We start from the raw sequence: 20,489 nt of genomic DNA on the forward strand, positions 1-20,489 counted from the left end.
ACAATTTATTTACACAAAATTATTGACGCTCCCATATTTAAATATGCTTCGATTAAAATTGTTATTATATTTAAGTGCTTAAACTTATTTAATGTATCAGCAAGCTCATTTATCCATTCTGAACTAAAGGAGGTAAATTCAAGATACTCTATATACGATGCTAAAATGTCATCAAATGTATAATCGTTATTAAAAAAATACTTATTTATTATTTTGTTTGTGACATATATCCCTTTGTCTAAAGAATAGTATAAAAATAGGTTTTCAATGCCTAATGCTTCTTCCTCTGTTAAATTTTGTAACACAACTCTTCTATCTAATCCTCTCTGATTTTTGTAATGTTCATGTATATCATTTCTTTTTTCTACAAATATTCTATTTCCAGAACCTTTACCAACATAATAGTAATTTTTTCCGTCGCTTGTATAATCCAAATAAACATAAAACTGCCTTCTTCGTCTAAAATCTAATTGAATATTTTGTCCCAAAATCTCATCGTATTCTTCAGGAATCTCCATTTGCATAGTTACTCCTCCTTAACTTAAAATAGTCTATAAAAATTTTGCAATCAATGCTTATTTTCAGAATCAAATATATAAATATACTGCTTATACGGGTGGTCTAAGGTACTATCCCTAAATACTTGATGGGTTAATTATAACTTGCTTTTTCAATCGTTACCCATTATTTAATGAAAAAAGTAAGTAATGATTTTCGGTAGTATAAACAATCCTATAATTAAGGTAGAAAAAAAGAAAAATTAGGTATTGCAATAATATTCAATCCTTCATTTATGCTAAAAAATACAATCTCAACTACTTTTTGTATCAGCTAGCAAAACTTATACAAAAGATTTTATCTTTAATTAATATCTATGGCTTACACGCAATTCTAGGTTGCACACCAACTTCATAACAATCACTTATAAATGCAGACACCAGCCAAATGATTTGTATCGTATATTTATTTGGACCTTTTTTTAATTCGTTTTCCAAATCTTTCTTTGAAAGAAAATCAATTACAAGCCATACTCTTTTTGTAGAACTAGGAGCCAAAGAGGTTTTTCTTATTACATCTATAGCCTGAGAAACATCCCCGCCTTCTACGTTGGTCTTCATTCTTGTTATATTTGTATTAGAATATGTATTAGACCATACTTTTCTTTTATTATCTAAATCCATTTTTTCAACATTTACTATGCTTGCTAAATTTTTAAGTGCCTGGCTTACTACTACATGAAATGCAGAAGCAGATAAGTTCTTTTTATAATCACTTTTCGCATGGTAGAAATCCAAAGATTCATTTTCGTTGACAGAAATATAATCAGCAATTTCATTTCCTAAGTCATCACAGATTAGATAGTCACTCTTACAAAATGTATTTTCTATAAATGAGAATAATGTGTTATCTTCAAAGGTACTCATTTCTTTTTCGATTTTCCCTTTTTCACTCGTTGTTTTAGATAGTTCATCGTAAGGACGAAAAATAGATAAAAAAAACTGAGTAGGTTGTTCCATTTGATGATCAAAAAATAATTCCTTATTTGCATAAGCATATTTTATATCGGAAAAATTAACTAGTATCTGCCCAAATTCATTAATAAACTCACAAAAGTCAAGCATCTCTTCTTCAAAATAAACATGGATATTTTTTAATTTTTTTGAAACAATCTTTAGACTTTTCAAATTTTTCTTTAAATAAACATCATTTAATAATTTTGTTTCAACCTTAAAATTTTTAGTGTCTTTCTTATCTTCAATTAATTCAAATATTTGAGAATCATCTTTATTTAATATACTTAGAATTATATCAGGATTAATCAATCTTTCTTTACCATTTCTTGAAGTATACGTTATCTTCCTACATGTTAGTATTTCCTCAATCATACTAGAGTAGTCTATTGTTAGAGTAACTGGAATCAATTCCTTTAATTTCTCCTTACTACTTGGAAAAGCAAATCTTTGGAAAAAATTTTGATTAGGAACATAATTAACCAACTTATCTATCAAATTTATTCCCCAAAGGCAGTATTCTGTAAAAGAAACCTTGCCTTTTCTCTCAGAGATTTTAGAAGTATTCAGACTAATTGAAAAATCAGTACCTTCTTCTGTATTTATTGTAAAAGTATTTACTAATTGTTTCCCTGCATTTAATGGCGCATAGGAATCGGCTAAATTTTTCGCTTCAATTGTACGTTTTCGAATTGATGCATTATAGGATGATATATTGGTATTTCTTAAAGAAAAACGTTTATATGCCGTTTTTTCTGTTAACAAGAATCCTGAAAGAGTTGCATATTCAAGAGGTTCCCCTACAGATTCTAATGCTTTTCGTATTCCTAATGCATGTTTGGCGTTAACTATTAAATAATTATTATATTCTAGCATTAGTAAATACCCGTAGCTTTTCTCTATTAATTGACTCTTACTAAGAAAAGATGGCTCACTACATAATTCAAAAATAAAGAAAGAATACCTAATACGTTTTCCATTTAGTTCTTTCTTTTTACATTTTACAGCCTGAATAAATTTCTTGACTTTCTTTCGAGATACATCACCAGCTATTTGTGTGACTTGTTTTACTGTTAGACTTTTGTTTATTTTATAAAGATATGAGTTACTCATTAAATTTAATAATTCTTCCATCGCTTCTGTTCCCTTTCAAAGTTAGTAATTAGTAATAGAATTATAATCATCAATAATTGTAGCGATTTTATTTATTACTGTACTTCCCAAAGAGCTATATAACCTTTTATCACCTATGATATAAAACTCTTTCTTTGCCCTAGTAACAGCCACATTTATTATATTTGGTTCGCAAACTGCCCATCTTGCTGTACCCATATTATTTGTATCTGCTCCAAGCACTAGATAGACAACATCTGCCTCTTTTCCTTGAAAAGTATGGACTGTTCCAATTTTTATATTCTTTTCATGTTCAGAAAAATTAAAACTCTTTAATTCATTCCTCAAGTTTATAGCAACATTTTTAAATGGAGTAATTACATAAATTTCTTCCATCGGCACAACGCTACTCCGATTCTCAATTAATTTTTTTAAGAATATTGCTTGTTCTTTCACAAATTTATTATCTGCAATACCTGAAATATCGAACCATTTTGCTTTTCCTTTTGATGCTTTCCCTCGAATGCCTTGAACCATTAATTTATCGTATGATATTTCATTCGAAATAGTGAACATGGGATCACTGGAACGCCGATGAACCCACAGAGGTATCCCAATCCATTCATTTTCATTCTTTTTAAATCCATACTGGCTAGCAGCATCCATAATTGTTTGTGTTGATGCATCTAATGAAATAAATTTCTCATCTACTCCATAATAGCGTGCAATTATGCTTAAAACTTCAGGATCTAAAGACAACACTGGCTTAATTTGTGCAGGATCGCCTACAACTAATATTTTTTTACTTCTAAATATTGCTCCAACACTTGCCTGTGGTAACGCTTGTCCTGCTTCATCAATAAACAAATTACTAATAGAATTTTCAGGTAAATTTTTAAACATTCGTCCAAAGCTAGCAAAAGTTGTACTAATCACTGGTATAACAAAATTCACCCAGTACCATGCATTTTTTACTAAGTCTTTTCCATTTTCTTTATAGATATACTTATCTTGAAAACTCCAGATTTTTTTCGCAATCTTTAAATGTTCCTTATTTTCATATAGAAATTGTTTTCTCACCTCTAATGCTTTGATGAATAATTCAGATTGTTTGATACGAAATTCTTTTGTGAACCAAGGATTGGATAACTGAAAATCATCATATGAAACTGAAAAATCAAGCACAGGTATATCATACTGTTTATTTAAACTTTCTAATGATAGTATTTGTTCTTTTAAATCAGTTATCTTTTGTTGTTGTAATTGTTCCCAATTTACGAATGTTTTAATTATCTTTTGGATTTTTGTTTGTATATTTTCAGAATCTAATATACATTCTTGATGTTTTTTAGATAGATTTTTCTTAGTTTTAATTAAATTTCTTTGCTGTTCTTCTAAACAATTTAACTCATCAGAAGTTTTACGCAGTTTGTCTTGATAACTTATCACTTTCTTTTTGTTTAAAACCTTTTGTAACCATAGTAAATTAGGTTTTTGTGTTTGAAGAATTTCAAAATCCCTTTGTGCTTTATTCAAAAAAGAACGCTTTATTTCCAGTTTCTCCTCATATTTTTTTATCTGACTCATAGTTTCGTTCTTTATGTTCTGAAGCGATTCTAGTTGCTTTTTTTTATTTTCGTAAAATTGTTTGATTTTTACTTGAGTTTTTCGTTTTTCTTCCAAAAAGCAAGTACTTGTTTTTGTATAAGCTTGCTTTAGCTCTAATAGCTTTTTCATATCCTCATAATATTTCTGAACCTTATTTTGTTCATTGACTAATTGTTCATAAAGTAACGAGAATTCTTTGTATATTTCGGAATTAGGTGAATATTCATCTGTTAGATTTTCTTCAATCATAGTTATTTTTTCTATTAGCTTCCCGAGGTTTTGAGTGTTTCCTCCTTCAGCAGAAAACATTCCCCAATTTTTGTCATCGAAAACTCTCCTACTAACAGTCCTCTTTTCGTTCTTCCATGTTATTGAAACCTCTGTATTAGCTATTTCTTTAAAGTAATCTGCTTGAAGAATAGACTCTTTAAATTCTTCAGCTATTTTTTCTAATTGTGGTAGTTCATTGACAATATTTTGTACAGCGCCATTATTAGAACTAGCAACTACTATATTCTTATCTGTGATTTTCTGAGGTAGTTTTCCAAACTTATGACCTGATTCGTACATTAGTTCACCAAAAATAGTTTTGCTATTCATTTCACAGATTTCATGTGCTTGTTGAACAACTAAATCAGAAAAAATATCTTTAAGTAGCGTTGTTTTACCAGTCCCTGGTGGACCATTTACACTACGAATACTATTGGTATCATTCAATGTCAAATTAATCGCAATTTCTTGCATAAGAGCTAGCGAATGATTTGAATCTCCCAAAAATCTCCCTAGTGGATAATTTTTCGGTTGTAAAATATTTTGAATCTCCTTTGGATTAAATTCACTTGTGTCTTTATTACTGTTCAAGTTTATTCTGTTACCAGTAAAGCCATTAAAATATCGATTCAAGTTAGGCGTGTTTTTCTTTTTAGCTTTTTCTAATTCATCAATAAAAAATGAGTGAAGATGTGCGTCATAGTTATTAAAATCCTTAATAAATGCATACTGACAATTATTTAATTCCACTTTGAATTGATTTAATAAGTAGTTTATTGTCTCATTAAAACCTTCCTCTTGAAATTTCTCTCTTAGTACGATACTCAAATTTTCTTCTTCTTTAGAAATATTTTCAGGAAATACTTTATTATTACGTATGTACCCACTAACAGTATAAAACAATTTTTTTGGTAAAAATTTTAATTGACTATCGAAATATAAAGCAAACATAAATTTATGGGAGCGTTTTAGTTCTTTTTCATTATCAAAAATATTATATTCCTTTCTTAAAAATTCCTTAATCTCTTCAAAATCAAAGACGTCAAAATATAAAACAATACCTGAATCTTTAAACTTCTTATCAGAAATGCTTTGCTCTGCCTTTTGCTTAATTAAATAGCTAAAAAAAACATCAGCTATGTTTCCGCTTTCTTTTTGTTGTTCATCAAAAAACTTATATTCATCAGTCTCTTTAGTGATGGAACCTTCGGATAACTGTTCAATAGTGATCCATGCATCTAATATATCATTTTTATTATTCATTTTTTCCCCCTTTAACTCTGTCCCCTATTACATTTTATCATTAAAGTACTTTCAAAATATAATGCAAATCTGCATATTTTGTAGAATACCTTCTGAAAAAATGTCATTATTTTTTATAAAAACAAGAGTTATTATTTATTCTTAAAAACTCATATCTTATCTATATAGTGTTCACTGTACCTCTAAAGTAATCTTACAGTCCGTCTCGCTTCTTTTTAATAATTTGCTCCAATTCCTTTCAACTACGCTAAAATTTTTTATAGGAAAAGATATATAATAGTCACCTCACTATTATGCTTTTTTAAAAACTTAAATCAGACTTCTTATTAGCTTCAAGAAAAGCTGAAACTTTTTAATCAAGCTAGTTCCCACACAGATAACGACTTTCTTTTCCTAACTTCTTTATTACATAATGAGCATAAAAAAGTGAGTTCCCTTTTATAGGAAACACACTTTCTGCATATTTTTAAACCCATTAACATGAGCTTCTAGCAATATACTAACTTTTTTACTGAAAAGCCTTCTTCAGTCACAGTTTTACAGTGACTATTTTAAATATTTTGTCAAATAAACATCTTAGCATAATCCAAATCTTTCCTTTATCTTTTGTCTAGTTTATTATACCAAGTTTACTTTTCCCTTCTAAAAAGCTCGTCACTTCTTCTGCCGAAACGGCAAAGCGTAATGAGAAGGAATGGTTTTTCTTTTGATAAAAGGTAACAAAGCTCTCCTTTTCAGTGATTTTTTCTACTTGAATCTGTTGGTAGTCTTGAATTTTACCAGAAAAAACACCTAACTTGATAACTTGTTCTGCGGTTAACCCTTCTCTTAACAAACCGTAAGATGCCACAAGTAGTGCCAAAATACTAAGTTTTATCTAATGAATCGTGACTTTTTAACAACGCCACTCAACCAAATATGTAAAATTAAACCTATCATCTAACTATTTGAAAAAATTCTTCTCACTCATAACGAGCATGCGGATAACCAGCCTTTATCGACTTGCCAACAGGTAACATCAACATCGCTTCATAGTTTTCTGGAACATGTAAGTATTCTTTCACTTTCTCAAAATCTACTCCTCGCATGGGTACTGACTCATAACCAAATGTACGAACAACGTGCATTAGATTCATTGAAAATAATCCTAGGTCGAATTTTAGCCCCTCAATCCCTGCATCTTCAGGATGTAAATCTAAATAAGCTTGAACTCGATTAGCTTTACTTTCCATGTCTTTTACATCTAAAATTCCCTTATTTAAATTAAACTGCATTATTTTTTCAATATTATACAAACTCAAATCTCCAAAGAGAATGAAAACGACAGACGCATCTCCGACTTGTTTTTGTCCTCCAGCAAATTCCATTAACTTTTTCTGCTTTTCTTTATTAGCAACAGCAACCGCTTTCCATGGTTGAAAATTATTACTTGATGGTGCATTTGCAGCATTTCTTACCATTTCTTCAATAACAGATTTCTTAATAATGTTCTTCGGATCAAAGTCTCTAACAGAGGATCGTGCATTCAAAAATTCTAAGTGATTCATTAGGAAACATCTCTTTTCTATTAATATATCTCTATTATAATAGTAAATATCAAAAAGAAAAGTACGCACTTTTTTGTTACTGTAAAATTGGAGGAAATCGAATGAATAATAATGAATGTGGTGTATCTAAAGTCATGGATATTTTGGGAGGAAAATGGAAGTTAAAAATATTGTGGGTGCTTTCCCAACATCCTTCTATTCGATTTAATCAATTAAAACGAGAAGTCGATGGTATAACTAACGTGATGCTAACACGGTGCCTAGAAACGTTAGCGGATGTTCATTTGGTCAAAAGAACCGACTCACCTAAAGTTGACTATTCCTTGACAGACAAAGGAATAGAACTTGTCCCATCTCTACTTTTTCTAAACGACTGGGGCAAATCAAACCTGTAATTTTTTACGAATTTGATTTTTTGTTTAAAGGATCAGAAAGCACGATGACGTAATACTTTCTGATCCTTTATTCGCTTCTCAATCTAAAACTTTATATTTTAAAACCGCTTCCATTAATTTAGTCTCTAAACGTCTTTTCATGTATTCATCTACTTGAATCCTTGTATCTTTCCCCTGTTCGTAAACATTTTGTAAAGATAAGTGATTTATGTAATCTTTATAATGATTCAAAACTTCCGTCATTGAAATGACATCTCCTTGTTGTACGGATAATATCACGGAAACTGATAATTTAGGCCGTTGATTATTTTTCATCTTGAATTTCCTCCAAATTGCGTTTCAACTGTTTGACAGCTTTCTGGCGTTGATACCAGATACTCCCCGCGCTTAAACCAATCGGTTCACCTATTTCTCGATCATTGTAACCAGCATAATAAAATAGAAGAATGATACGTTTTAGTTCCTCAGGCAATTTATTGATAGCCTCTGCTAATTCAGGATTGGCTACTAAAAGTTTCATACCACAAGTCAAAAAAACTTTACTATTGCCTATATTTAAATCTACATAAGACAACTCTTCAAATTCTCGTTCCGTTAACTCAGTTAAGGGAAATTGTCGCTCTCGAAATCTTTTATATTGCTTTTGAATGTTTCGAGCTTCATTTCTAATAACCGTGCGACAATAACTATCAAAAGTATATTGAACATGTGTTTCAAACGAGTCTTTCATTTTTATTCCCCCTGATATAAAATTAGGTCCCTCTTTTCATATCTACAACAACCTTGAGATGACCATTTTCAAGAAAAAAATTTTTAAATAAAAAAAGACGCATAAGCATTATTGCCTATACGCCTCACAAACTATTACTCGATTTAATTAAAATCAGTTGCCAACGTACCAGTTGGCAACTCTTTTTTATAAGTACTATTTGATCACATAGAACCAGTAATTTCTATATGAGTCAAATTATTAACGTTAAGAATAATACTGGTGTCATCAACATTCCCACCATTAGATTGATAACCAAAACTTAATTCTCTTATATTATGATTAGCCTCATATTTAGCAAACTCATCGATTGTCTTTAATGACTCGATTTCTTTAGTGGTTGAAGGTAATTCATAATCCACGTTAGAACTTCCATAGCTAAAAGAAGAATTACTTTCACTTTCTTCTGTATATTCATGCTTACTTGGAAGCTGTATGCCACTGAATGTATAGTTTGTACTCTCTTTTTTTTCAACCTTTCTTGGTTTGTTTTCATATACTTCAATGTATACATCTTGGGTTGACATGCCTTTAGTGTCGACAATTAATTGGTTAATCGTAGTAGCTGGCATAAAAGAATCCGTGTCGATTCCTTCCCCAGAATACCAAACACCTTGATAATTTTTCAGAAAATCATTGTTTAATCTTTTTTCAAGACCTAGAATGGCTTCATTTAACTTTTCTTCGTCTTCTTTTTCTTTTTTCTCACTTTTTATTCTTTCTTTTTTGGCTTTATTTTTAGCTTCTTTATCTTCTTTAGAGCCCTCTTTACATAACACTTCGCTGTCTAAAGTTAGTTGGTTGTGATCTACTAGGTAAGGAATTGTCTCTGTAAATAATTCTGTTCCTTTTTCCTTAATCGTTTTGTCTTTTTCATCTACAGTAATTTGCTTTAAAGAACTAGTAACAATTTCTCCATTTGAATACTCAGAAATAGTCATCTTATGATTATTAGTATCTATTTCATAAACCGTTTTGTCCTTCTCTGAGTAGTCTGAGTATTGGGTCCAAGTACCGTCTATTTTATTTTTTCCGCAGGCACCTAACGAAAAAACTAGAATCAATAAACCGCCTATTAATAGATTCTGCTTCATTTCACACTCTCCTAATTGTTGTCTAAAATTCCTCAATGGCTTGTTTTAAATAATAAAAAGTTTGAGTTTCTGTTCCAACTCGCATATAGGTTCGTTTGATATTAGGATTCCATTTAATAAGACTAGTTAACCGAAGTCTATTTATATTAGATTGTTGAAGTGAAAGCTTTACCATTAATGTTGCTAATGAGATACTCCCCTTCTCTCCCTCAATATATTTTCAATATCACTTTGGCTAATATCCATTCATAGTCCTTCTTTCTATAAAAATACATTTCACATAAAATTTCTAAAATTATAAACATCACTGTCTCCTATTGACTTATCTTTTTCTATTTCTAAAATGCAACGGAAGAATAACTATTTAAATATGCATTTTTAAGTTTATAAAAATTAACAACATGTCCTGAATTGTACACCAGCTTTTTTATAAGCAACTGGTGTGCCTGTTCCTTCTGACTTTTCTAGTGTGAGTACACCCGATTTTGACTGTTCATTCGTTCTCAAAGTTAATTGGTTACCATTCACATGATAGTCAATGTTCGCAGTATTTTCGATCACTTTATCAAATTCTGACAAGTTTAATTGATTCGTATCTGTTAAAACTGTCGACTTTCCTAAGTTCAGTTTGGTTGTCGTTCCATCAAAGCTTGGTTTCTTTTGATAGTCTTGGACAACTTTATTGATTTTTGCTTCAATGCTTGGAATATCTACTGTACTGCCGTCTGGACGAGTCATGGTATGGATAGTATAACCATTAGCTACTTGCCAAATGATTTTTTGCGCAACGGCTTGGGTATCAGGATCTTGACCAACCTTTTTCCATAAAATGGAAACTAATTTTGCGCGGTCTGGCATATCAGGTAAAGGATTTTTTTCATAACCTGGATTGATTGGGTCGATAATATCTACCTCTGGTTCAATACAAAAGACAGGTTGTTTCTTTCCATTATAATTAGCATAAATAGGCGCTGTATGAGTATTGAAACTTTGTCCATTATTATATGAATCGGACGTACTGTAAATATTATTGGCATCGTACTCAATCGTTACCTCTTGGGGATACTCCATTTCTTCTGCATGGGCAATAAGTGGTGTCACACTTGTGTTTACGGTTTGAAATAGCAATACTAAAGTCGCTAGTAATTTACTATTTTTTATTCTTGGTCTTCTCACTTTTATACTCCTCTCTGATTTTGGATATAAAAAAAGACGCTCAAAATTTGAACGTCTTTTTTCGTTATTTATTTGAAAATTTTTTAATATTCCAACGAAATATTTGTAATTTATAAGAAATATCATATTTATCCTTATGCAACAAACTTAGGAACATTGTTATTTAACTACATATTTTGATTTTTTTAGTCTTTCTAAAAACATACAATATATGGTGCTATAATTATATTTTTTTACAAAATGTTGTTGTTTTGTAACATTAGACTTCATATTTAATATTTTATTAAACTACAGAAACGAAATATATATATAATTAATGCCATACATCAGTCGACCAGCTATAAGCTGCTCTACCAACATGGCTTTTGTATAATTCCATTAGAAAGGAGAACCCAATATGACTAAATATCCTTATGTCCAAGCTACTGGTCCAGTTTCTGCACACGTTAGACTAGTTAGCGCCTCAAATGTATTTTTAGTTGATAGACACAACTTTACAAAATACAAATCTGGTCAACGATTCCGATACTTTGGTGGTTATTTTAACAGACGAGACGTCACAGTTTCTGCACCTAAAGCAGGAACTTGGTATCTAGTAGTTGAAGGTGCCACAAAGTATCAATACGAATTTATTTAGAATGGAGAATATCAATGAAAAAGAATCAACATGTAGTGCCAAATAATAACGGTGGCTGGAGTATTAAAGGTGCTGGTAACTCTAAATACACGGCACATTTCGAAACTCAAGCAAAAGCTATTGAACAAGCAACAAAAATTTCAAAAAATCAACGTTCAGAATTAGTTATTCATGGAAAAAATGGTCAAATTCGAGAAAAAAATAGCTATGGAAATGATCCTTTCCCACCTAAAGGATAAATAAAAATAGATGGCAAGGTCGAGACAGAACTCTAACAGGCTAAATTGTGATGAACTGTTAGAGTTCTGTCCCACCGTTTATCTTAGGACTTTAAGTCATCTCGGCTTATGTTCATGTAGGCCATTCTATTTTTATCTTCTTTTTAAATTTCGCTTCATCTTCTCTCTCTTTATTTCTCGATAATTATATCCTAGTTCTGACATTAGCTCTTCCCAATTTTTGTTTGTCCGTCTCATAATGGTATCTACAGATGGCAATTGGGGGGATTGATTTTTTTGTTTAAAGGTTGTCATAGACAAATCCTGTTCTAATTCTAAACGGATAATCTCTTTTTTTAGTTCTAAAAGTAATTCGAAATTTGTTGGAACAACGAGTGATTCTTCCAAATGCTTTTTAAATAGTGGCCGAACATCACCCATTCTTTTCTTTAACGTAGAAAGAGAAGGAACATTTTTTCCTACCACTTTTTGTTCATACTTTCTTTGTGAACATATTTGTTCTTCCTCAATAAATGAACATGCGATGTCAATAAGCTCTTCATCTGAAAGGTGATTCCATTGATAATGTTGATTTTCTTTCCTATCAATTTTTCTTAATAAGTTATTCCAAGAGCCATATCTTTGAATAATAAACCAGACACTGGGAACTTCTTTGGGAAACTCGCTTAATTTTTCTTGATATTGACTACATGTTTTTATGCTATTTTTTTCGATAAATTGACTAATTTTAAGAAGTAATTGAAGCTCGTTCATATTTTTCCAAATAACTCTTTTATCTACTTCTTTCATAATGTTCCTCCAAATAACTATTTGGAACAGTGTGACACAATCCCTTTTTCGTAAAAGGTAATTGTTTTGGTATTTTCTCAAAAGTCCGCTCTTTTTTGCAAGCCCTAGCTCAAAACTGCAAAATTCGGTCAGCATTTTGGTATTTTTCGGATGACTTTTGTCGTCAATTTTTCCCTACTATTTGCCACTCTTTTGACTACCTTAATCGTCAAATTGAGAAAATCTAGGACAATTTGAGGGAATTTCTGAATTATTGTCCAAAATCCCGATTTTGAGAAAAGAAAAAAGCCCTTGCTAGACAAGGACTTTTCACACTTATGCGACTTCCAAAAAAAGTCAGATTGATTATCTTCTGATTTCTTTGATACGAGCTGCTTTTCCGTGTAATGCGCGTAAGTAGTAAAGTTTTGCACGACGTACTTTACCGTAGCGAACCACTTCAATTTGAGCAACACGTGGTGTGTGTAATGGGAATGTACGTTCCACACCAACACCATTTGAAACTTTACGTACTGTGTAAGTTTCGCTGATTCCAGCACCACGGCGTTTAATTACAACACCTTCGAATAACTGGATACGTTCACGAGTACCTTCGACTACTTTCGCATGAACGCGAACAGTGTCACCAGGGCGGAACGCAGGAATATCCGTACGTAATTGTTCTTGTGTTAATTCTTGAATTAATGGATTCATTTTATCCTTCTCCTTATTCCCAAATATTCTTATGGTCACTTCTGCCACAGCGGAATATTGTAATAGTTAGAGCGCATTGCACTCACCAAATTAGTTTACCACAGACAAAATAAGCTGTAAAGAGAATTTTCTTGAAAGTTCCCTTATTTTTGCTCTTCTTGTTTAATTTCCTCTAATAACTTCAACATTTCAGGCGTCATTTCTACTGATTCCAACATGTCAGGTCGACGCAAAAAGGTCCGTCGTAATGATTCTTTTAGTTGCCATTCTGCAATTAATTTATGGTTACCATTCGTTAGCACGGCAGGGACTTCCATATCGTTGAAAATAGCAGGTCTGGTATATTGTGGATGCTCTAATAGGCCAGTGGAATGTGAATCCGTTTGTGCAGAAAGATTGTTACCTAAGACATCAGGTAATAAACGGACTGTCGCATCAATCATGACCATTGCGCCTAATTCGCCCCCTGTTAAAACGTAATCCCCCAATGAAACTTCATCTGTGACCATCGTGCGAATTCGCTCATCATAGCCTTCATAATGTCCACAAATAAAAACTAAATGTTCTTCTTGTGAAAATTCCTCGGCCATTTTTTGATTAAACGGTTTTCCTGCTGGATCTAATAAGATGACCCGTTTTGGTTGCTGGTTTGTCTCTTCTTCAATTGCTTTTAGGTTATCATAAATCGGTTGTACTTTTAAAAGCATCCCCGCGCCACCGCCATACGGATAATCATCGACCGTTTGGTGTTTGTTATCTGAAAAATCGCGAAAATTAGAGACATTCAATTCTAATAACTGCTTTTCCCGAGCTTTCCCAATAATTGATTCCCCCATTGGTCCTTCAAACATTCTAGGAAAAAGAGTTAATACATCAATTCTCATCGTCAATCAATCCTTCTGGAATGTCCACATCAATCCGTTGATTTTCGACATCGACTTTTGTAACAACGCCTTCAATATACGGTAAAAGTAAATCTTTTTTCTTTGGTCGTTGGACGACCCACACATCATTCGCACCAGGAGATAAAATTTCTTTAATTTTTCCCAGTTCACTACCAGTTTCATCATAAACAGTGGCACCAATGATTTGGTGATAATAAAATTCGTCCTCTGCCAACTCAGCGAGATTGTCTTTTGCAACTTTTAAAATACCGTCACGATATTTTTCAACATCATTGATATTTGGATGTCCTTCAAAGCTTAAAATGTCAAAATTCTTATGCTTGCGGTGGGACTTCACGACCAATTCAATTGGTGCTTTTTTCTCTTGAAATAGCAGTAACGTTGCCCCTTTTTGATAACGTTCTTCTGGAAAATCCGTTTTCGAAATGACCCGAACTTCTCCTTTGATTCCTTGTGTGTTCACAATTTTTCCTACATTTAAATAATCTGTCACGTGAAAGCCTCTCTTCCTTGTATTTCATCTTTCCTATTCTACCATTTCTTACGCGCAAATTCTATGAAAAAACAAAGGCCAACTTTTCCAGTCAGCCTTTGTTTTTATTAATTCGTTAAACCAGTTAATGTGCCATAAATTAAAAATAAATTCAATAACGTCAAGGCAATTGCAATAATCCAAGCTAAAAATTTCACCCACGCTGGATTCGCAAATTGGCCCATTAATTTTTTATCACTTGTATACATCGTTAAAGGAATAATCGACACTGGCAAAGCAATACTTAGGAAAACTTGCGTATAAAGTAACAAGTCTTCAACAGCCGTTTCGCTACCGCCATAAATAATGACACAGATAATGACTGGCACAATTGCTAACAAACGAGTTAACACTCGTCTTGCCCACAACGGCATTTTTAAATGGATAAAGCCTTCCATTACAATTTGTCCTGACAGCGTACCTGTAATCGTTGAATTTTGACCCGAAGCCAGTAAAGCAATTGCAAAAAGAATACTTAACACTGGGCTAGCAATATTACCAACAATATCTGGATTTTTCAGAGCATCAAATAAATCAACGAATTTATCTAATTCACTGTTGGTTCCATAAAATAATGCTCCCCCTAGGATTAGCAACAAACAATTTACGACGAAAGCAACAGTTAATTGAATATTTGAATCCCAAGTAGTGAAACGAATTGCTTTGGCTTTCTCAGCATCATCGTTACGATCAAATTTCCGAGCTTGCGCAATGGAAGAATGCAAATATAAGTTATGAGGCATGACTGTCGCTCCAACGATTCCCAAGGCTAAAAATAACATGGATTTATCTGTCGCTATTTTTGTGTCTGGAATAAAACCTCGTAATACTTCACCAACATTTGGATCTGCTAATGCCACTTCATAAGCAAAAACAAAAAAGATGACTGCAATTAAACAAGAAACAATTGCTTCGATTTTGCGAAAGCCTAACTTTGTCAGTAGCAAAAGTAATAAAACATCAAACGTTGTTATCAACACACCAATTAATAATGGAAAACCAAATAATAATTGCAAAGCAACGGCACCACCAATTACCTCAGCGATATCTGTAGCCATTATGGCTAACTCCGTCACCACCCACAAGGCAACGCCCGTTCGTTTACTTGTATGCTCTCTAGTCGCTTGGGCTAAATCCATTCCTGTCACGATTCCTAAGCGCGCAGCCATACTTTGTAGTAACATGGCAACTAAACTAGAAAGCAAAATCACACTAAGTAACGTGTACTTATATTCCGCTCCGCCAGCAATTGACGTAATCCAATTTCCTGGATCCATATAACCAACAGCCACTAAAGCGCCAGGTCCGCTATAGGCTAACAAAGTTCGCCAAAAGCTTGCGTTTTTAGGTACCTCGACGGTATTATTTATCTCTTCTAAACTAGGCCCATTTGCATAATTAAGCATTTTTTCCGTTTTCTTTTCTTTCATCCAACATCCCTCAATCTATCTTGTTCACACATTTCACTTTTAGGTATACCTAAAACTAGTTAACATAATTATAGTCTTCTTATTCTTCGTTGTAAACTGTTACATTCTAATTTTTTTAAGCACTTTCGCTATAAATCGTTTGGTTTTTACCAAAAAATCCCTTACACTTATTTTATCATAGATCGGAGGTTATGAGGATGAAGTTAGATATGGTCGGTATTATCGTCAACGATATGACACAAGCACTCTCTTTTTACCAAACGCTAGGTTTTAACGTGCTGGGAGAAGCTTCGCCCGATTACACAGAATTACAAAACAATGGCGTCAGGATTTCTTTAAATTCACTACAAATGATTACTGGCGTCTATGGGTTTGCGCCTAGTCAGCAAGGCGATAAAATCGAACTTGCTTTTCTTTGTGAAACGGCCGCAGAAGTTGATAGCACCGTGAAAAAAATGAGCCAAGCTGGTTACATTGTTTTTAAAGAACCTTGGAATGCACCTTGGGGCCAACGATACGCAATCATTAAAGACGTAGATGCAAATTTAATTTCACTCTTTGCCCCTCTATAATATTACTAAAAGATGTGCCACTTTCGTTTCTTCAACTCTCTTTCGAAAGATCAGTGCAGAATGGGTCTTAAGTAGGATGTCTTTTCTGTCTCTTTTTTTGTATAATAAACTTATCAAATGATGCGTATCTTACAACTTTGTTCGTTTGCAGAAAGAACAAACGATGTTTTTTATTGATAAAAAGTTATATACTAAAAGTACGATGAGTATAACTAAAGGAGATGAGAAATGTGAGTGTTACCCTATCTAGAAAAATTGTTAATATTATTTCCATTTTGGGCATTGTTGCAACCATAATTGCAACCATCTATTTTATCCGATTAGGTGTCTTCAAGGACATCAATGCACTAAGAGGACTAGTAGGGCAATCTGTCATTCTCGGTCCGATTATTTTCATGTTAATTCAGATTATTCAAGTGGTTATTCCGATTATTCCTGGTGGTGTTAGCTGTGCTGCAGGGGTCTTGATTTTCGGGCCAACAATGGGCTTCGTCTATAATTACGTTGGTATTGCACTTGGCTCTATTATCATTTTCTTATTAGGTCGTAATTATGGGAAACCATTCATTATGAGCCTTGTCAGTGATAAAACATATAACAAGTATATCGGTTGGTTAGACAATGAAAAACGTTTTGAACGATTGTTTGCTTTAGCAATTTTCTTCCCGATTGCACCGGATGATGCGCTTTGTTTAATGGCCGGTTTAACAAAAATGTCTGTGAAAAAATTTACTCTGATTATTTTACTAGCAAAACCTGCTTCTATCTATTTATATAGTCTTGCGTTAATTTATGGCGGTACATTTTTAACTAGCTTACTGGGAATGTAAAATAAATAAAAAAGCGAACGGACTAAATCAAAACTCTGCCTGTGTCAGTTTGATTTAGTCCTTTTATTATGGAATTTTGGTAGAAACTGGGGGACTTTTGATGTTTAGTTATTTTAAAAATAGTATTGTGAATACGCTAGATTTTCTTAAAGGAACAACGGCGTATTTTCGCGACGTGCTCTTGATGCACGGATTTATGTTATTCGTTCTATTGCCTTTATTGACAAGTTTGTCCAAATTGGTACTCAAAGAAGGTGGGATTGATTATATTTCCTACGATAACTTAGGGGCAATTGCTACGCAACATCCCTATGTCCTTTTGACTTTTCTACTAATTGGGCTATTAATTTTACTGGCGCTCTTTTTTGAATTTACCTTTTTATTGCTTAGTGTTTATTTTATTAAGAAAAAGCAACCAATTACTCTAACGCAATTATTGCACGGCACCTTGCTTCAGATCAAAAAAGTTCGAGGAATTACCTTTCTGTTTTTCCTGGCATATTTCTTTTTGATTTTACCATTAAGTGGGTTAACCTTCCGCTCTTATTTATTAACAAGAGTTAAGATTCCAGCCTTTATCTTAGATTTTATTTTTGCAAATCGCGTCATTATTATTATTGGTTTCGTATTGTTAGAACTGATTATCTTATATTTAGCGATTCGACTTGCTTTTGCCCTTCCAGAGTTGATTTTACGTGATGTTGGTTTTCGTGAGTCTTTGAAACGTAGTTGGCAAATTACAAAGCGACGCTTTTTCCAGATTTTAGGGCAATTTATTATCATTGGAGGAACTGTTTTAGGGATTTTTACGGCTGGCTATTTCTTGATATTTTTAGGTCAAACCGCCGTCGAAACGTTTAAACCTGAGTGGTCTTTACCCAGCGCTGTCATCGCTATGACACTCCTTCAGGTTATGATGCTCTTAAACTTGGTGTTGTCTAGTGTTGCTATTTTTTACATTATTGTTGATGATATGGAAGATGAAGGGATTTTGCCTGACACGCCAGAATGGTTCACTCCGAAATCAGAGGTTCGGGTAGAATGGACCACCTTCAGAGTCGTTCTTTTTTGTTTGATTGCAATCATCTTCGGAATTGGTGTAGGCACCTATAATACGAATTACCTAAGTCATACACCTGACCGAAAACCAGTTACCATCTCCCATCGTGGTGTTAATGGTAACAATGGCGTTCAAAACACCTTGGACTCTCTGATCGAGACCAATAAGGCAAAACCTGATTATGTTGAAATGGATATTCAAGAAACCAAAGACCATCAATTTATTGTCATGCACGATTTTAATTTACGGGCGTTAACGGGCGTTAATAAACGACCGAATCAATTAACACTTAAAGAATTAACGAATATGAATGTCACAGAAAATGGTCAAACTGCTAAAATGGTTTCTTTCGATGATTATTTAGCCAAAGCCAATCAATTAAAACAACGTTTATTAATTGAAATCAAAACCACGCCTCAAGATAGCCCTGATTTAGTGCAGCGCTTTGTCAAACAATACCGTGAAAATATTTTAGAAAACGGTCATATCCTTCATACCTTAACCTATGATACGGCGATGGCCTTAAAGAAAGAAGAACCACGCTTTTATGTAGGCTACGTTATTCCTTTTAACATTGTGGGACCACCTAAAATGCCAGTTGACTTTTTTACTATGGAATACAGTACAATGAATCGTAACTTTGTAAATGCCGCTCATCATGATGGGAAAAAGGTTTATGCTTGGACAGCAAATGATGAAGATGTTATGACGCGAATGATTTTTTATGGCGTCGATGGCATCATTACCGATCAGCTCAGTCTACTGAACGAAACAATGAAAACCGATTTAGAAAATCCAACGTACTCCGATAAACTGTTGAATTTCGCTATTGGAATGGGTTAAAAAAAGAGCCAATCTGCTGAGCAGATTGGCTCTTTTACGTTCATGTTAGTTGTTTTTACCAAAAATTCTTAAGAAAGCTAAGAATAAGTTGATGAAGTCAAGGTATAATTGTAATGCGAAGAAAACGGCCATCCCAGTACCTGCTTGATCACCTGTTTGCGCATAGACTTGGCGTATACGTTGGTTATCATAAGCAGTAATCCCTGAGAAAATTAGGACCATTAAAATGGAAATAAAGAATTCTACAGCACTACTGTGTAAAAGGAACATATTTAGCAACATCGCAATGATAATTCCGATTAAGGCACTATAAGCGGCATGACCAACTGCTGATAGGTCTTTCTTCGTAAAGACACCTACTAATGACATCGCGCCAAAGGTAGCTGCTGCACTTAAAAATGCGCCGGCCACTGTTCCACCAGTATACATTAATAACGTCACGGATAAAGTGACACCATTTAATAATGCATACGCAACAAATCCTGCAATCGCAATGGTTGGATTCTTCTGTGCTTTTGCGCCTAGATATAAAACTAAGCCAATTTCAACAAGCCAAATCATCCAAAAAGCTAAGCTTGATTGGAATAAAGTAGCTAGAACAGGTAAAAAGACAGTTGTCATTGCATAAGCCATGATTGCGCTAATACCAATTCCTAACGCTAAAAATCCGTAAATTTTGGCATAAAATTTATTCAAACCTGTGCCAGTTTGGATATACTCTTGATTATTCATAAGTTAAAGTCCCTTCTTTCTCTGTTAATTCATCAATCGTCACTTGGGGTGGTTGAACCATCACCACTGCATCTAACACGCGATTTTCTTGCTCATTAACAGCCTCAACTGAAATGGTAATCACATCTTTCATTTTGTCGACTTTGATTACTTCTAATTGGAAAGTCAATGTTTCGTAATGAAAAACGGGTTCCACAAAGTTCACAGAGAAATTCACAACATGGGAACCTGGTCCTGGCAAATGTTTTGAAATCGCACTAGTGATAATTCCCATCAGCATAATTGATGGTACGATTGGTTTTTCATATTCTGTTTTTTGGGCATAATCATGTTGGATATATAAAGGATTCGCATCATTGGTCAAGCCCAAGTAAAGTAATAAGTCCTTGTCTTCAATTGACTCTGTCAAGGACAACGAATCTCCCTCTTCGATATCTTCGATGGTTTTGCCTAATTTTCTCGGTTTTCCGATATTCAAATT

At 33.2% G+C, this 20,489-nt stretch carries 22 protein-coding genes; 6 read left to right on the forward strand and 16 right to left on the reverse strand.

Annotation, left to right across the window (positions count from 1 at the left end; all coding sequences use genetic code 11):
- Nucleotides 1-5: 5 nt before the first annotated feature.
- The 5 genes from HMPREF2810_RS01605 to HMPREF2810_RS01625 form a co-directional block, all read right to left on the reverse strand.
- A complete protein-coding gene (locus HMPREF2810_RS01605) occupies nt 6-524 on the reverse strand; it encodes a GIY-YIG nuclease family protein (protein WP_048942419.1) in 519 nt (172 codons plus the stop codon).
- A 348-nt stretch (nt 525-872) separates the two neighbouring features.
- Entirely contained in the window at nt 873-2,645 is a 1,773-nt protein-coding gene (locus tag HMPREF2810_RS01610; RefSeq protein WP_010715293.1) for a hypothetical protein, read from the reverse strand.
- Between the two features lie 21 nt (nt 2,646-2,666).
- Nucleotides 2,667-5,765: an AAA domain-containing protein gene (locus HMPREF2810_RS01615; protein WP_010715294.1), complete on the reverse strand. Its 3,099-nt coding sequence runs from the start codon at nt 5,763-5,765 to the stop codon at nt 2,667-2,669.
- A 610-nt stretch (nt 5,766-6,375) separates the two neighbouring features.
- On the reverse strand, nt 6,376-6,615 hold the full coding sequence (locus tag HMPREF2810_RS01620) for a hypothetical protein (protein ID WP_227657098.1): 240 nt from the start codon (nt 6,613-6,615) through the stop codon (nt 6,376-6,378).
- 112 nt (nt 6,616-6,727) lie between these two features.
- Nucleotides 6,728-7,312 carry a nitroreductase family protein gene (locus tag HMPREF2810_RS01625; protein WP_010715295.1) on the reverse strand — a complete coding sequence of 195 codons (585 nt, stop codon included), beginning with the start codon at nt 7,310-7,312 and terminating at the stop codon, nt 6,728-6,730.
- 101 nt (nt 7,313-7,413) lie between these two features.
- On the opposite strand from HMPREF2810_RS01625, the gene HMPREF2810_RS01630 reads away from it, so the two are divergent.
- Nucleotides 7,414-7,707, forward strand: a complete 294-nt coding sequence (locus tag HMPREF2810_RS01630; protein WP_010715296.1) for a winged helix-turn-helix transcriptional regulator — start codon at nt 7,414-7,416, stop codon at nt 7,705-7,707.
- Between the two features lie 78 nt (nt 7,708-7,785).
- Here HMPREF2810_RS01630 and HMPREF2810_RS01635 read toward each other — a convergent pair whose 3' ends face one another.
- The 4 genes from HMPREF2810_RS01635 to HMPREF2810_RS01655 all read right to left on the reverse strand — a co-directional run bounded on the left by HMPREF2810_RS01635 (nt 7,786) and on the right by HMPREF2810_RS01655 (nt 10,746).
- Entirely contained in the window at nt 7,786-8,022 is a 237-nt protein-coding gene (locus HMPREF2810_RS01635; RefSeq protein ID WP_048942416.1) for a helix-turn-helix domain-containing protein, read from the reverse strand.
- Nucleotides 8,012-8,437, reverse strand: coding sequence for an RNA polymerase sigma factor (locus HMPREF2810_RS01640; RefSeq protein WP_010715298.1), 426 nt, complete (start codon nt 8,435-8,437; stop codon nt 8,012-8,014). Before HMPREF2810_RS01640 ends, HMPREF2810_RS01635 begins: the two co-directional genes overlap by 11 nt.
- A 203-nt stretch (nt 8,438-8,640) precedes the next feature.
- Nucleotides 8,641-9,570 carry a hypothetical protein gene (locus HMPREF2810_RS01645; protein WP_010715299.1) on the reverse strand — a complete coding sequence of 310 codons (930 nt, stop codon included), beginning with the start codon at nt 9,568-9,570 and terminating at the stop codon, nt 8,641-8,643.
- Between the two features lie 393 nt (nt 9,571-9,963).
- Nucleotides 9,964-10,746 (reverse strand): hypothetical protein, encoded by a 783-nt coding sequence (locus HMPREF2810_RS01655; protein WP_010715300.1) that lies wholly within the window; start codon nt 10,744-10,746, stop codon nt 9,964-9,966.
- A gap of 397 nt (nt 10,747-11,143) precedes the next feature.
- On the opposite strand from HMPREF2810_RS01655, the gene HMPREF2810_RS01660 reads away from it, so the two are divergent.
- Together HMPREF2810_RS01660 and HMPREF2810_RS01665 are read left to right on the forward strand one after the other, a co-directional pair.
- Nucleotides 11,144-11,383 carry a DUF1883 domain-containing protein gene (locus tag HMPREF2810_RS01660; protein ID WP_010715301.1) on the forward strand — a complete coding sequence of 80 codons (240 nt, stop codon included), beginning with the start codon at nt 11,144-11,146 and terminating at the stop codon, nt 11,381-11,383.
- 14 nt (nt 11,384-11,397) lie between these two features.
- Nucleotides 11,398-11,622 (forward strand): DUF2188 domain-containing protein, encoded by a 225-nt coding sequence (locus HMPREF2810_RS01665; protein WP_010715302.1) that lies wholly within the window; start codon nt 11,398-11,400, stop codon nt 11,620-11,622.
- A 132-nt stretch (nt 11,623-11,754) separates the two neighbouring features.
- Here the strand turns inward: HMPREF2810_RS01665 and HMPREF2810_RS01670 are convergent, their stop codons facing one another.
- From HMPREF2810_RS01670 to HMPREF2810_RS01690, 5 genes are all read right to left on the reverse strand, one after another.
- Nucleotides 11,755-12,411: a hypothetical protein gene (locus tag HMPREF2810_RS01670; RefSeq protein WP_010715303.1), complete on the reverse strand. Its 657-nt coding sequence runs from the start codon at nt 12,409-12,411 to the stop codon at nt 11,755-11,757.
- A gap of 345 nt (nt 12,412-12,756) precedes the next feature.
- A complete protein-coding gene (gene rplS, locus HMPREF2810_RS01675; RefSeq protein ID WP_002357176.1) occupies nt 12,757-13,104 on the reverse strand; it encodes a 50S ribosomal protein L19 in 348 nt (115 codons plus the stop codon).
- Between the two features lie 143 nt (nt 13,105-13,247).
- A complete protein-coding gene (gene trmD, locus HMPREF2810_RS01680; RefSeq protein WP_002381776.1) occupies nt 13,248-13,988 on the reverse strand; it encodes a tRNA (guanosine(37)-N1)-methyltransferase TrmD in 741 nt (246 codons plus the stop codon).
- Nucleotides 13,978-14,502: a ribosome maturation factor RimM gene (gene rimM, locus HMPREF2810_RS01685; protein ID WP_002360070.1), complete on the reverse strand. Its 525-nt coding sequence runs from the start codon at nt 14,500-14,502 to the stop codon at nt 13,978-13,980. The genes trmD and rimM overlap by 11 nt, the downstream gene beginning before the upstream one ends.
- A 107-nt stretch (nt 14,503-14,609) precedes the next feature.
- Nucleotides 14,610-15,971, reverse strand: coding sequence for an Nramp family divalent metal transporter (locus HMPREF2810_RS01690; RefSeq protein WP_048942414.1), 1,362 nt, complete (start codon nt 15,969-15,971; stop codon nt 14,610-14,612).
- A gap of 197 nt (nt 15,972-16,168) precedes the next feature.
- On the opposite strand from HMPREF2810_RS01690, the gene HMPREF2810_RS01695 reads away from it, so the two are divergent.
- The 3 genes from HMPREF2810_RS01695 to HMPREF2810_RS01705 all read left to right on the forward strand — a co-directional run bounded on the left by HMPREF2810_RS01695 (nt 16,169) and on the right by HMPREF2810_RS01705 (nt 19,276).
- Nucleotides 16,169-16,543: a VOC family protein gene (locus HMPREF2810_RS01695; protein WP_002419919.1), complete on the forward strand. Its 375-nt coding sequence runs from the start codon at nt 16,169-16,171 to the stop codon at nt 16,541-16,543.
- Between the two features lie 221 nt (nt 16,544-16,764).
- Complete coding sequence (locus tag HMPREF2810_RS01700; RefSeq protein ID WP_002383106.1) at nt 16,765-17,373, forward strand: TVP38/TMEM64 family protein; 609 nt, start codon at nt 16,765-16,767, stop codon at nt 17,371-17,373.
- 100 nt (nt 17,374-17,473) lie between these two features.
- Nucleotides 17,474-19,276 carry a glycerophosphoryl diester phosphodiesterase membrane domain-containing protein gene (locus HMPREF2810_RS01705; RefSeq protein WP_002364138.1) on the forward strand — a complete coding sequence of 601 codons (1,803 nt, stop codon included), beginning with the start codon at nt 17,474-17,476 and terminating at the stop codon, nt 19,274-19,276.
- Between the two features lie 45 nt (nt 19,277-19,321).
- On the opposite strand, the gene HMPREF2810_RS01710 is transcribed toward HMPREF2810_RS01705, so the two are convergent.
- Together HMPREF2810_RS01710 and HMPREF2810_RS01715 are read right to left on the reverse strand one after the other, a co-directional pair.
- A complete protein-coding gene (locus HMPREF2810_RS01710) occupies nt 19,322-20,008 on the reverse strand; it encodes a Bax inhibitor-1/YccA family protein (protein ID WP_002364139.1) in 687 nt (228 codons plus the stop codon).
- Nucleotides 20,001-20,486 carry a MaoC/PaaZ C-terminal domain-containing protein gene (locus HMPREF2810_RS01715; RefSeq protein ID WP_002357164.1) on the reverse strand — a complete coding sequence of 162 codons (486 nt, stop codon included), beginning with the start codon at nt 20,484-20,486 and terminating at the stop codon, nt 20,001-20,003. The genes HMPREF2810_RS01710 and HMPREF2810_RS01715 overlap by 8 nt, the downstream gene beginning before the upstream one ends.
- Nucleotides 20,487-20,489 lie beyond the last annotated feature (3 nt).

This window comes from Enterococcus sp. HMSC078F03 (assembly GCF_001811595.1).
GTDB lineage: Bacteria > Bacillota > Bacilli > Lactobacillales > Enterococcaceae > Enterococcus > Enterococcus faecalis.